Here is a 12809-nt window from a genome sequence, read left to right on the forward strand (position 1 = left end):
TCCAGGAACCGCCGGCGCGTCAGATCAGGAAAGGTTGGGCCCGCTCAGGCGGCCTTGGCCTCCAGTTCTGTGGCCAAGGCGAGGAGGGAAGCCCGAGCCGCGGCGTCGTCGATGCCCAGGTAGTCGGCAGCCTTGGTGACGGACTCGGCCAGGCTCCCCTGCCCGATCTCGGCTACGACGCCAGCTTTCGCATCGTTGATCGGGGCACCCAGACCGCGGGTGTGCAGCACCCAGGCGGCGACGGCACGCTCGGCACCGATCGGCTCGCGGCCTGCCGCCCGATCAGCGTTGAGCGCGGGCACGATGCGGATCGGGATCTTCACCGAGCCGTCGGCGGCGATCCGGGACAGTTGATCCTTCATGCGTGGGTTGCTGAAGCGCTCCAGCAGGGCCGCCCGGTAGGCGTCCACCTCGTCGGCGGGCAGCGGAAGGTGACGCGCCGCGACATCCCACCAGTCGTTGACCCAGCCCGCCACCGTCGGATCGCTGATCGCCTCGAAGACCGTGGCATGGCCCACCACGGTCGCCGCGTAGGCCATGAGTGAGTGCGAGCCGTTCAGCAGCCACAGCTTGCGCAGTTCGTGAGGGGTGATGTCGTCAACGAACACGGCCCCCGCCGACTCCCAATCGGGGCGCCCGCCCGGGAACGATCCGGCGATCACCCATTCGGTGAACGGCTCGGTCGCCACCGCTGCGGGATCCTCGATGCCTTCGTCGTCGGCCAGCGCCTGCCGCGCCTCCGAAGAGATGCTGGGGGTGATGCGGTCAACCATCGTGGTGGCGAAGCTCACGTTGTCGTTCATCCACGCCACCAGGGTGGGATCCACAGCGGTGGCCAGCGACGACAAGACCCCAGCGACCATGTGTCCGTTGTCGGGAACGTTGTCGCAGGGCAGGAACGTGATCGGGCCAGCGTCGGCAGCACGCCGGGCCAGCAGGCCCGCGATGAACTTACCGGGCGCGGTCGTGACGTCCAGGGTTCGCCCTGAGGCGAGTGCCTCGACATCGGCCTGGATTGCATCGTGGGCGAGATCGACGCCGCCGTCGGGCCCCGGGAGGTAGCCGGCCTCAGTGATCGTCGAACTCACGATGACGACGGCCGGATCGGCAAGGTAGCCGACGAACGCAGCCACGTCTTGGCCGCTGTGCGTCGCCGAGATGGAACTGATCACCTCGTACTCGTTGCCCTCGGGGTTCTGCACGATCAACTCGTACAGGCCGTCCTGGGCAGCCATCGCCTCGGCCATCGCCGTGGAGCGACCCGTGAACGCGGCGATGCCCCAGGCGTCGGCATCGGAGGCACGTTCGGTGTACATGGCCTCGTGGGCGCGGAAGAAGTTCCCCAGCCCCAGGTGGACGATCCGGATCGGTGCTGCGGGGCGGCCATCTTGGGCGCGGGTGAGTCGGCGGGTCACGTCATGGACCTTTCTTGTGCGTGCAACAACACAGGCAGCCTAGGGCTGACGCCCGGGCAACAGGGCAATTCAGGCCATTGTTGGCAACCGGTGGCCCTAGCATTGCCATCACTGCAATCCCGCTCCAGGAGGACGCCGTGTCCCAATCCGCCACCCTCGAAGCCGTGACCATCGGAGGCCCGCATCTCACGGTGGCCGACGCCGAGTTGGACGCCTTCATCCTCGATCAGTTCGCGGGTGTCGACTTCGATGACAAGTCCGTCGTCCTCGTCGTTCCCGACGGCACACGCAGTTGCCCCCTGCCGCTGCTGCTGCGCACCGTGCACCGGCACCTCATTGATCGGGTTGCGTCGCTGACGACGGTCATCGCGCTGGGCACCCATTCCTACATGGAGCCCGCCGAGATCGACGCCTGGTTCGGGGTACCGCAGGGCAGCACGCTCGCCGAGACCTACCCGGGCATGACGGTGGTCAACCACGAGTTCCTCGACCCCGACAAGATCGTGACGCTGGGCACGCTGAGCGCCGAAGAGGTGTCGCAGCTCAGCGGCGGCCTGGTCAGCGAAGAGGTCGTCGTCGAGATGAACCGCTACGTCGCCGAGGCCGACATCAACCTCGTCATCGGGCCCGTATTCCCGCATGAGGTCATCGGCATCTCCGGTGGCAACAAGTACTTCATCCCGGGCTGCAGCACCCACGACGCCATCGACTTGTCCCACTGGGTCGGTGCCCTCATCGGCATCGAAACGATGATCGGGACGACCGGCGTCACGCCCGTGCGCGCCATCGTCGACGCAGGCTCGGCGATGATCCCAGGGTTGCGGCTGGCGTTGTGCCTGGTCGTCCAGTCGGGCACGGGGGAAATCGAATCCATCTCGTTTGGCAGCAGCGAAGAATCGTGGGCGGCGGCCGCCGCGGTGGCCTCCCAAACGCATGTCGTCTACGTCGATGAGCCCTTCACGAAGGTCATCGCGATGATGCCGACCCGCTACGACGACATCTGGACTGCCGCCAAGGGGTGCTACAAGATGCAGCCCGCGATGGCGGACGGCGGCGAGGTGGTCATCTACGCCCCGCACGTCACCGAGGTGTCGGAGCAGCACCCTGAGATCTACGACATCGGCTACCACAGCATCGAGTACTTCACGAAGCAGTGGGATCAGTTCCAAGGCGTCCCCAAGGGTGTTTTGGCTCACTCCACTCACGTGCGGGGGGCGGGCACGTTCGACCCCGAGACAGGCGTCGAGACGAACCGGATCAAGGTGACGCTGTGCACGCAGATCCCGCAAGAGATCTGCGAGCAGGTCAACCTCGGCTACCTCGCTTTGGAGGACGCCGACTTCGACGCCTGGAACGCCGACCCGACGGTCTTCGTCCAGGAGAACGCCGGCGAGGTGCTGTACCGCCTCACGCCGCGCTGAGCCCCTTCACACAGCGAACGCGCCGCGGATCTGCATCCGTGGCGCGTTCGTCCTCCGTTGGCTGCCTAGCTGAGGAACACCTCCGGTGCTGCCCGTTAGGCCGCGGGGGCGGTGGACTGACGCACGATCAGGCGCACCGGCACCAGGACCGGACCCGTTTCGGGTGAGGTATGCCCGGTGAGCGTCGCGGTGATGTAGCGCACCGCCGAATCGCCCAGCATCGTCAGCGGGGCGGCGACCGTGGTCAGCCCGGGAGAGACCAGCGCGGACGCGAAGATGTTGTCGAAGCCCACGACACTGACCTGCTCGGGAACCTTCACCCCGCGTTCGGCCAGCCCCTGCATGAGCCCGATCGCCATCAAGTCGTTGAAGCACACGACCGCTTTGAGGCGGCGCGCTGCGATCACCTCGGCGGCACCCCGCCCGCCTTGGAGCGTGGGCGCGAACGGCCCGACCCGGTGCTCGGTGAAGCCGAGTTCGCGAGCCGACTCGCGGACGGCACGCCAGCGCATCCCATCGGCCCAGGACGCCTCGGGGCCCGCGAGATAGGTGATGTTGCGGTGCCCCAGCGCCAGGAGATGCTCGGCGGCCTTCCGGACGCCGTGGGCCATGTCCGGCACGATGCAATGCAAGCCCGACACGCGCCGGTTCAAGATGACGACCGGAAGGGACTTGGCGAGGGTGCGCAGTTCAGTGTCGGACAGGCGCGAACTGGCGATGATCAAGCCGTCCAGCAGGGGCAGCGAACGGCGCAGCATTTCGCGCTCCAGCGCCTCCGACTCCTGCGCGTCGTTCAAAGTGACGACGAACCCTGCCTCCGCGGCAGCGGCCTGACAGCCGCGGATCACGCGGAAGTTGAACGGGTTGGTGATGTCTGCGACAGCCAGGCCCAAGACCTTCGTCGTCGTCTTAGCGGCCGCACGGGTGACCTCACGGCTGCGGTAGCCGAGTTCCTCTGCCACCTGGCGAATGCGCTCCGCAGTCTGCGCACTCACCCGCCCGGGTCGCGAGAAGGCCCGTGACACCGTCGACGGGCTCACTCCCGCGACACGTGCCACGTCATAGATCGTCGCGTCCGACCCCGTGCCCGCCTCGTTGACCATGCCTGCGAGCCTAGCAACCCTGCAACCGGTTGCCACCCTGTTCTGGCAAGATCCCCACCCCCACTTTGGCAGCGCGACACGCGGCGCGAGCACGTCGAATAGTGCGACCCCAACCGGAGCCGCCCTGTTCGATGAGACGTCCTTACACGGTGATGTTGAAGGCCTTCTTGGGGAGATCCGCCACGAACGCGTTGGCCAACTCCTGCGCCTCATCCAGCGCCAGACGATGCTGGACGACCAGGGTGGCCAGATAGGAGGAATCCACGCGGCGAGCCAGGTCGTGACGGGCCGGGATCGACATGAACGCGCGAGTGTCGTCGACGAAACCGGTCGTCTTGTAGAAGGTGCCGTACTCGGTCACCGAGGAACGCCAACGCATGATGGCGTCGGGGGCGTCGATGAACCACCACGGCGGGCCGACGTACACCGATGGGTAGAAGCCCGCGAGCGGACCCACCTCACGGCTGTAGACCGTCTCGTCTTGACCGAAGATGATCACCCGGAAGTTCGGGTTCGTCCCGAACGCGTTCAGCATCGGATGCAGCGCGTGAACCGCCTCAATCGCGATGGGGATGTCCCCGCCGACGTCGGCCCCGAACTTCTCGAAGGTCGCCTGGTGGTGGTTGCGGTAGACCGCCGGGTGCAGCGTCATGACGAGGCCGTCTTCGGACGCCATCCGGGCCATCTCGAACATGAAGGTCCGACGCAGCGCGTCGGTGGCCTCCGTGGTCGCCTCACCGCGTCGGGCTGCCGCGTACACCGCTTCGGCTTCCTCCCGCGGCAGCGGTTCGGTGCCCAGATCGATGTGGGCGTGGTCGGAGGACACCGCCCCCATGCTCTTGAAGAACTGGCGGCGGTTCTCCATGGCGGCGATCCATCCGCCGAACGTGTCGGTGGCGATGCCGGTCTTCGCACCCAGGGCGTCGATCAGCTCGTTCCAGCCCGCACGCCCTGCCTCCAGGTACTTGTCGGGGCGGAAGGTGGGCACGACGGTGGTGGCCACGCTGTCGTCGGCGGCCAGCTTGGCGTGGTGCTCCAGGTCGTCCAGCGGGTCATCGGTGGTGGCCAGGAACGCAATGTTGAAGGTGTCGAGCAGGGCACGCGGCTTGAAGGCGTCCGTGGCGAGCTTGGCATTGATGGCGTCGTAGATGTCGTCGGCGGTCTCCGCGCTGGGCCGCACGTCGATCCCGAAGATGTCGACGAGTTCCATCTCCATCCAGTACTTCATCGGGGTGCCGCGGAACAGTTCGTAGTGGGAGCAGAAGATCCGCCACGCCTCCCGAGCCTGCTCGTCGGTGAAGTCCGTCCGGCCCACCGGGACGCCAAGCGCGCCCAGATCGACGCCTTGCCCGTGAAGGATCCGGTTCACGTAGTGGTCGGGGGTCAACAGGAGGTCGGTCGCGTTCTTGAACGGGATGTCGTCGGCGATCCAGGCGGGCGGGACGTGTCCGTGAGGCGAGATGATCGGCAGATCTTTGACCTGCTCGTACAGCTTGCGGGCCACTGCGCGTGTCTGCGGCTCTGCAGGGAACAGGCGATCAGGGTGAATGGTCAACGGCTGGGTCATGGCGTCATTGTGGCGGTCGCGCGCGACCATGTCAGGCAAAAAGCCGTCGTTGCGCCAGTTTGGCGCCAGGTTGCGCAACCACTTTCCACGGTTGGCAATCAGTGTCTTGCCGCCGTCGAATCGGGCAAGATGGTATGGGTATGGTCGCTCGCGCGGCATCGACGCCGGTGCTCCACTCAGCGGCTCACCATCATCTCCGACGAAAGGGCACCACCACATGAGCGACAAGACGGGAACCGCCCAGATCGGCGTGATCGGCATGGCCGTCATGGGATCCAACCTGGCACGCAACTTCGCCAACCACGGCTACCGGACCGCGATCTTCAACCGCACCTGGTCCAAGACTGAGGCCGTCAACGAGGCCCACCCCGAAGCGCACTTCATCGCTTCCGAATCTCTGCCCGAGTTCGTCGACTCCCTGGAGAAGCCGCGCCGCATCGTCATCATGGTCAAGGCCGGCGCCGGAACCGACGCCACCATTGACGCCCTGGTGCCCCTGCTGGAGCCGGGCGACATCATCGTCGACGGCGGCAACGCCTACTTCCAGGACACCCGCCGCCGCGAGAAGGCGCTGCGGGAGCACGACCTCCACTTCGTGGGCGCCGGCATTTCCGGCGGCGAGACCGGCGCACTGGAGGGTCCCTCCATCATGCCCGGCGGGTCCCCGCACTCCTACCAGTACGTCGGCAAGATGCTGGAAGACATCTCGGCCAAGGTTCAGGGCCCCAACGGCGAAGAACCGTGCTGCACCTACATCGGTACCGATGGCGCCGGACACTTCGTCAAGATGGTCCACAACGGCATCGAGTACGCCGACATGCAGTTCATCGGTGAGGCCTACGACCTGCTCAAGGGCGCTGGCCTGAGCGCCGCCGAGGCAGCCGACGAGTTCGCCCAGTGGAACACCGGCGACCTCGACTCCTACCTGATCGAGATCACCTCCGAGGTGCTGCGCCAGGTCGACGCCGAGACGGGCAAGCCGCTGGTCGACGTCATCGTCGACGCCGCCGGGATGAAGGGCACCGGCACGTGGACGGTGCAGGAGGCGCTGAACCTGGGCGTCCCCGCCGCTGCCATCGCCGAAGCCGTGTTCGCGCGCGCCGCGTCCTCGAGCCCCGAACTCCGCAAGGCCGCCCAGGCCGCGCTCCAGGGCCCCGATGGCACGGTGGACGTCGAGGATCGTGCCGCTTTCATCGAGGACGTGCGCCAGGCGCTGTGGGCCTCGAAGGTCGTCGCCTACGCCCAGGGCCTGAACCTGATCAAGATCGGCGCTCGCGACTACGGCTGGGACATCGACGTTGCCGCGGTGGCCCGCATCTGGCGTGCCGGGTGCATCATCCGCGCCAAGCTGCTGGATCGCATCGCCAATGAGTACGCGGCCGGGAACCTGGAAACCCTGCTGGAGGCGCCGTCCATCGCCGCCGGGCTCGCCGACTCCAACCCTGCGTGGCGTCGTGTCGTGGGCAAGGCCGCCGCTGCAGGCGTCCCGATCCCCGGGTTCAGTTCGGCGTTGTCCTACTACGACCTGGTCCGTGCCCCGCGCACGAATGCCGCGTTGACCCAAGGCCTGCGGGACTTCTTCGGCTCGCACACCTACCAGCGGATCGACAAGGAAGGCACCTTCCACACGCTGTGGTCCGGCGATCGCACCGAGGTGCAAGAGTGACGCAGCGCTGAACGCGTAGCCGGTGTGGCGGGTCCGGGAATCCCCGGGCCCGCCACACCGTTGTAAGGACTATGAAGATCGACATCTGGTCCGACATCGCCTGCCCGTGGTGCTACATCGGCTTGACCCGCTTCGAGCGCGCGCTGGCCGAGTTCCCTCACCGTGACGAGGTCAAGGTGACGGTCCACAGTTTCCAGTTGGATCCCTCGCTCCCCGACTCCTACCCGGGCACCGAGGCCGAGTACCTGTCCGGCCGCAAGGGCATCAGCGTCCCCGAGGTGGAGGCCATGTTCGAGCATGTCGCTGCCGCGGCGGCGTCCGAGGGTCTCACCATGCGCTTCGACACCCTGGCGGTGGCCAACTCCCGGCGCGCCCATCGAGTGCTGCATGCCGCCGTGGCCGCCGATCCCAGCGGAGCGACGCAGCGACGCCTGGAAGATTCGCTGTTTCGGGCACACTTCACCGACGGCGAGTCGATCGCGGATCCGGACGTCCTGGTCCGCCTGGCGACCACGGCAGGCATGAACGCTGCTGAGGCTGCGGCAGCCGTGGACGACGAGACCCGCGACGCCGAGGTGGCCGCCGACATCACCCGCGCCGCCCAGTTGGGCATCTCCGGGGTGCCTTTCTTCGTCCTCGATGAGCGCTACGGCATCTCGGGAGCGCAGCCACGTGAGGTGTTCGACCAGGCCCTGACCCGTGTGTGGGACGAACTGCACCCCCGCATCGAACCGTTGAAGGTCCCCGGGCTGGAAGGGTTCTCGGGTGGTCCGGCGTGCGGACCTGACGGCTGCTGAGCGGTCAGGGGCGGGCGTGCACTAATCTCGCAAGCGCCCACTCCATCTGAGGATCTTTGATGTCATCACCGATGTCCCCCACGGTTCCTTCACCGGACGCGAGTGTCCCTCCGGCGCATTCCACCGTGGGGGCATCCCCCGGACTCCCCGCAGGACGCACCCGTACGTCGGGGCACCTGCTGTCCTCGTGGCAGTGGGCTCACGTGACGTGCTGGCTTTTGGCACTGGCCGCCGCCACGTCGCTGTATGCCGTCGTCGTGGAGGGGTGGGGGCAGCTGACCATCGACGCCTATGCGCGTCACGTTCCCGGGATGGCCATCCCCGTGCACACCTACGTGAAGCATCAGGCCCTCGCGGCGATGCTCGGCGCGCTCAGCGTGGTGGCCTCGGGGGGGAGTTGGCTGCTGTGGCAGTATCGCGTCGCCCGTGAGGTTCCCCGCGACGCGCTGCGCTTTGGGCCCCCCTGGCATGTCGCGGCCTGGTTGATTCCCGTGGTCGCCCTGGTCGCCCCTCCCCTGACGGTCGCCGATGTGGCACGGGCGTCTGGTGCCATCGTGCCTCGCGGCGTTCTCGCAGCGTGGTGGGCGTGCTGGATCGGAGCCTGCCTCGCGTGCCCGTTGGGCCTGAACCTGGCCGACCAAGCTGCCGACACCGACGCGGCCCTGTTCGCGGCGCGGGTGTCGTTGACGGGACACCTGCTCCTCATCGCGGCCGCCGCCCTCGCGTGGAACCTCGTGCAGAGAATCTCTCGTGCCCTGGGCGGGGCGTCGCCTCAGGGAAGCGCCGCGTAGGCCGCCTCCAGGAGCGGCTCAGCGGGGCAGTCACGGCCTGTGAACAGGCGGATCTGGTCCAGGGCTTGGCCGACAAGCAGGTCAATGCCCGACAACTGCACGATCCCCGCCGCGCGGGCCGCCCGATCCAGAACGGTCGGGTAGTGGTTGTACGTGGCGTCGAAGCACACCGGGACGCGCGCCACCAGCGCCTCGGCGGCTGCGGTGGGCAGCGGCGCGCTGACGGTGGAAAGCGCCAGGTCGGCGGGCTCCCCCGCTTCCGTCGTCCCCCAGGGGCCGTGCTCCACGGCGATGCCCAGTTGCCCGGCCAGGTCACCGAGGCTGGCGTGGGCGTTCGCTTGTGAGCGGGCCAGGACCTGGACGCGGGTCACGCCGAGTTCTGCCAGTGCGGCTAGCGCCGACCGGGCGGTCGCCCCGTTCCCCACCACGACAGCCCGTTCGGCTTGCGTGACGCCGGCCCGCGCCAGCGCCCCCAGCAGCCCGGTGACGTCGGTGTTCTCCACGCGCGCCGGGCGGCCATCACGGGCGAAGATGAGCGTGTTGCCCGCATTCAGGAGGGCCGCCCGCGACGAGGGCACCCCTAAGGCTAGGACGGCGCTCTTGAGGGGGGCCGTACACGACAATCCCACCCACTCGGGCCCGCACTCGGCGACGAATCCCGGCAACGCGGCAGCGTCGAGTTCGTGGCGACCGTAGTCCCACGCATCGGCTATGCCCAGGACGCGGTAGGCGGTCGTGTGAATCAGCGGGCTGAGCGAATGCGTGATCGGTGAGCCCGCGACGGCGCACCGCCACATCAGGCGGCCCCGTCCGCACCCCGCGCAGCCCAACGTCTGGACGCCGCCACGATCGCCTCGGGCAGCGGAACCGGCTTGCCCTCAGCATCGCCGTGTACCAGGACCGAGGTGGCGGTGGCAGCCACACTGTCGTCGCGGGGGTCGACGATGTCGGCCACCAACGTCAGGGAGGTGCGCCCAACCTTCCCGATCGCGGTGCGGACAACGTAGGGGGCGAGGCGGTGGCGTATTTGTCCTCGGTACCGCAGATCCTGCCGGGCGACCATCCAGGTGTGCTCGGAGTCCCCGTCCCCGTAGCCGCTGATCGATCCGGCGAGCAGGGACTCACGCAAGGCAATGCGCGCTTCGGCGACATAGTCGAAGAAGCGGACGTTGTTGACGTGGCCATAACTGTCCAGGTCGGACCACCGCACCGTCAGGGGGTGCTCGTGGTAACCCTCCCCCACCGCATAGCTGCCCAGCGGCCTGAACTCGTCCAGCACCGTGGAGCGTTCAGCGAACCAGGCCCGCTCCGTGGCGGAGAAGCGGGCCGGACGCCCCGCCTCGAAGTCGAAGTTGGCCAACTGCGTCCGCGCCCGCGCCACCGTGACGCCGCCTTGCCGCACGTCGTAGCCCAGCCAAAACTGTGCAGCGCCTACCGCCCCCACCCACAGATCCACATCGACGTCGTCGCTGCCGAACCGGGCTTGGCCGAGATACTCGACGCGGTGCTCCACGACGATGATCCCGTCCCCCAGCAGATGCGCGTGGGGGCTGTTGAGCAGGAAGTCGACACGCGCCTCCTGCAGGTAGTCCACGATCTGGGCGTTGTTGATGTGCGCCTGGGCGTCCAGATCGACCCAGCGCAGCGGCACGCGGACGCGGTATGCCTCCAAGTCAGTCTTCGATCTCGTACATGGAATCGATGACGTCGGCGTAGTCCTTGTCGATGGCTGCGCGACGCAACTTCATGTTGGCGGTCACCCCACCTCGCTCGACCGAGAACTCATGATCCAGAATGCGGTACTTCTTGACCGTCTCCCAGCGCTCCAACTTGCGGTTGGCGCGCGCCATGAGCCGATCGATGGAGACCCGCATCTCGGGCAACTGGGTCAGTTCGGCGTAGCTGAGGCCCTCTCGACCGTGCCGCTTGGCCCAACTCTCGACCGCGGCAGGATCCAGCGTCAGCAGGGCGGAGATGTACTTGCGGCCATCCCCGACCGCCACCGCCTGCGACACGTAGGGAATGTTGGCGGCCAGGGCGCCCTCGACCTTCTGCGGGGCGACGTACTTGCCGCCGGAGGTCTTCATCAGGTCCTTCTTGCGATCGGTGATGCGCAGGTAGCCCTCGTCGTCCAACTCGCCGATGTCGCCGGTGTGGAACCAGCCGTCCGGCTCCAGCACCTCGGCGGTCTGCTCGGGATCCTTGTGGTAGCCGCGCATGACGCCAGGCCCCCGCAGCAGCACTTCGCCGTCCTCGGCAATGCGGAACTCCGAGCCGGGCAATGCGGGCCCCACCGTCCCGAACTTGGGGGATCCCGGCACGTTGACCGCAGCCACCGCGGACGTCTCGGTCAGGCCGTAGCCCTCAACGATGACGATCCCCGCCGAGTAGAACCATTCCTGGACCTGCTCACTGAGCTTCGCCGAGCCCGAGATGAAGAACTCGACGTTGCCGCCCATCTTCGCTTTCAGGGAGGAGAACACCAGCTTGTCGGCGATCGCATACGCGATACCCATCGCGAAGGGCAGCTTGCGACCGGCCAGCCGGTAGGGACGCGACTCGCGACCCACGGCGAACGCCCACCGGGCGATCTTGGCCTTCACCCCGGTGGCCGTGTTGGCCTTCACCGCGTTGCGCACCTTTCTCGAAGATGCGCGGCGCACCGCACATGAACCGCGGATGCGTCGCACCCAGCCCCGGCACGATCTGGTCGAGGCGGCCGTCCACGACGGACGCGAACCCGATCTGCAACTGGATCATCATGACGGCCTTACCGAACACGTGGCTGAGCGGGAGCCAGAAATACTGCAGGGAGTCCGGTCCGATGATGCCCAAGGCATCCACACCGGCGCCCTCGTACGTCCAGTTGCTGTGGACCAGTTCCACGCCCTTGGGCATCCCGGTGGTCCCCGAGGTGTAAATCAAAGTGGCGAGCGTGTCGGCGGTGGTGGCCGCAACGGTGTCGTCGACCGCGCTGGGGTGCTGGGCCAGGTGTGCGCGCCCGGCCTCTCGCAGAGCATCGAGGGTGAGGGTGTCCGGATCGGACCCGTCGAGCAGGACGACGGCGAGCATGTTCTGGGTGCCGACGAGGTCGCGCAGCTTGGCGAGTTGGCCAGCGTTCTCCGCGATGAAGATGCGCGAATCGGAATGGGTGATGATGTGGGCGAACTCTTCACCTTGCGTGTTGGGGTAGACCGTCGTGGTCGCCCCGCCGGCGCAGTTGATCGCCAGATCCAGCAGGACCCACTCGATGCGCGTGCTGGACGCGATCGCGACGCGCTCTTCTGGGCCGAGCCCCAAGGACAGGAGTCCCGCGGCGATCTCCCACACGATCTCGCGGGTCCGCGTCCACGTCAGGCTCACCCACGCCCCCTGGTCGTCGGGGTAGCGGAATGCCTCCTCGTTCGGTGAGGCCGAGACGCGGTTGTTGAACATGGCCCCGACCGTGGGTGGCCGCGAATCAAGCTTGTGCTGGATGTCGGTCATCGTCGATCCTTTCCAGGGCCACCTCGGTCCGCCCCCGTTCCGTCCGGTCAGTCTAAGGGCACCAGCACCGATTGAAACTGCAAGCGATGGCTAGAATGTCCCTATGCCCGATTCCGCGCCGACCCAGTGGCTCAGCACCGAGCAGCAGGAGATATGGCGGGCCTACCTGGATGCGGTAGCCCTCATCGACCGTCACCTCGATGAGCGCCTGCGCCCGTTCGGGCTCGATTTGGGTGAGTACGAGATCCTCGTGCGGCTCTCAGAGTCCGAGGATCGCACGATGCGCATGTCCGATCTCGCGGCCGCCGCACGCCAGTCCCGTTCCCGGCTGACGCACACCGTTTCCCGCATGGAGAAGAAGGGTCTCATTGAGCGGGCACCCTGCCCCGAGGACCGGCGCGGGGTGACCGCCACGCTGACCCCAGAGGGGATGGATCTCCTGGTGGCGGCGGCCCCCGATCACGTCGCCTCCGTGCGTGAGATTCTCATCGATGTCGTCTCCCCCGACGACTTCGCAGCGCTGGGACGCGCCATGCACGCGATCAACGCGGTGGCACACTGAC

General features: G+C 67.3%; 12 protein-coding genes. 5 read left to right on the forward strand and 7 right to left on the reverse strand.

Annotated elements, in window-relative coordinates; genetic code table 11:
* Positions 1-44 precede the first annotated feature (44 nt).
* Positions 45-1415 (reverse strand): mannitol dehydrogenase family protein, encoded by a 1371-nt coding sequence (locus C1706_RS09300; RefSeq protein WP_129458978.1) that lies wholly within the window; start codon positions 1413-1415, stop codon positions 45-47.
* Between the two features lie 137 nt (positions 1416-1552).
* On the opposite strand from C1706_RS09300, the gene C1706_RS09305 reads away from it, so the two are divergent.
* Positions 1553-2836 carry a lactate racemase domain-containing protein gene (locus C1706_RS09305; protein ID WP_241653509.1) on the forward strand — a complete coding sequence of 428 codons (1284 nt, stop codon included), beginning with the start codon at positions 1553-1555 and terminating at the stop codon, positions 2834-2836.
* 95 nt (positions 2837-2931) lie between these two features.
* Here the strand turns inward: C1706_RS09305 and C1706_RS09310 are convergent, their stop codons facing one another.
* Together C1706_RS09310 and uxaC are read right to left on the reverse strand one after the other, a co-directional pair.
* Complete coding sequence (locus tag C1706_RS09310) at positions 2932-3939, reverse strand: LacI family DNA-binding transcriptional regulator (protein ID WP_129458979.1); 1008 nt, start codon at positions 3937-3939, stop codon at positions 2932-2934.
* 142 nt (positions 3940-4081) lie between these two features.
* Complete coding sequence (gene uxaC / locus C1706_RS09315) at positions 4082-5506, reverse strand: glucuronate isomerase (RefSeq protein ID WP_129458980.1); 1425 nt, start codon at positions 5504-5506, stop codon at positions 4082-4084.
* A 217-nt stretch (positions 5507-5723) separates the two neighbouring features.
* Between uxaC and gnd the strand changes: the two genes are divergently transcribed.
* The 3 genes from gnd to C1706_RS09330 all read left to right on the forward strand — a co-directional run bounded on the left by gnd (position 5724) and on the right by C1706_RS09330 (position 8760).
* Complete coding sequence (gene gnd / locus C1706_RS09320) at positions 5724-7172, forward strand: NADP-dependent phosphogluconate dehydrogenase (protein WP_129458981.1); 1449 nt, start codon at positions 5724-5726, stop codon at positions 7170-7172.
* A 71-nt stretch (positions 7173-7243) separates the two neighbouring features.
* The gene (locus C1706_RS09325) at positions 7244-7969 is read left to right on the forward strand and encodes a DsbA family oxidoreductase (protein WP_129458982.1); all 726 of its coding nucleotides are present in this window, start codon (positions 7244-7246) and stop codon (positions 7967-7969) included.
* 125 nt (positions 7970-8094) lie between these two features.
* Entirely contained in the window at positions 8095-8760 is a 666-nt protein-coding gene (locus C1706_RS09330) for a DUF4328 domain-containing protein (RefSeq protein WP_164987503.1), read from the forward strand.
* Here C1706_RS09330 and C1706_RS09335 read toward each other — a convergent pair.
* The 4 genes from C1706_RS09335 to C1706_RS14605 are packed head-to-tail and all read right to left on the reverse strand — an operon-like array spanning position 8742 to position 12246.
* On the reverse strand, positions 8742-9557 hold the full coding sequence (locus C1706_RS09335; protein WP_129458984.1) for a shikimate dehydrogenase family protein: 816 nt from the start codon (positions 9555-9557) through the stop codon (positions 8742-8744). The genes C1706_RS09330 and C1706_RS09335 overlap by 19 nt on opposite strands.
* The gene (locus C1706_RS09340; protein ID WP_164987504.1) at positions 9557-10432 is read right to left on the reverse strand and encodes an acyl-CoA thioesterase; all 876 of its coding nucleotides are present in this window, start codon (positions 10430-10432) and stop codon (positions 9557-9559) included. The genes C1706_RS09335 and C1706_RS09340 overlap by 1 nt, the downstream gene beginning before the upstream one ends.
* Position 10433: 1 nt before the next feature.
* A complete protein-coding gene (locus tag C1706_RS14600; RefSeq protein ID WP_241653510.1) occupies positions 10434-11276 on the reverse strand; it encodes an AMP-dependent synthetase/ligase in 843 nt (280 codons plus the stop codon).
* Positions 11170-12246 carry an AMP-binding protein gene (locus C1706_RS14605; protein WP_241653511.1) on the reverse strand — a complete coding sequence of 359 codons (1077 nt, stop codon included), beginning with the start codon at positions 12244-12246 and terminating at the stop codon, positions 11170-11172. The genes C1706_RS14600 and C1706_RS14605 overlap by 107 nt, the downstream gene beginning before the upstream one ends.
* 103 nt (positions 12247-12349) lie before the next feature.
* Here C1706_RS14605 and C1706_RS09350 point away from each other — a divergent pair, with 103 nt between their 5' ends.
* Positions 12350-12808: a MarR family winged helix-turn-helix transcriptional regulator gene (locus C1706_RS09350; protein ID WP_129458986.1), complete on the forward strand. Its 459-nt coding sequence runs from the start codon at positions 12350-12352 to the stop codon at positions 12806-12808.
* Position 12809: the final 1 nt, after the last annotated feature.

Origin of the sequence: Propioniciclava flava (assembly GCF_004126535.1) — a bacterium.
Lineage (GTDB): Bacteria > Actinomycetota > Actinomycetes > Propionibacteriales > Propionibacteriaceae > Propioniciclava > Propioniciclava flava.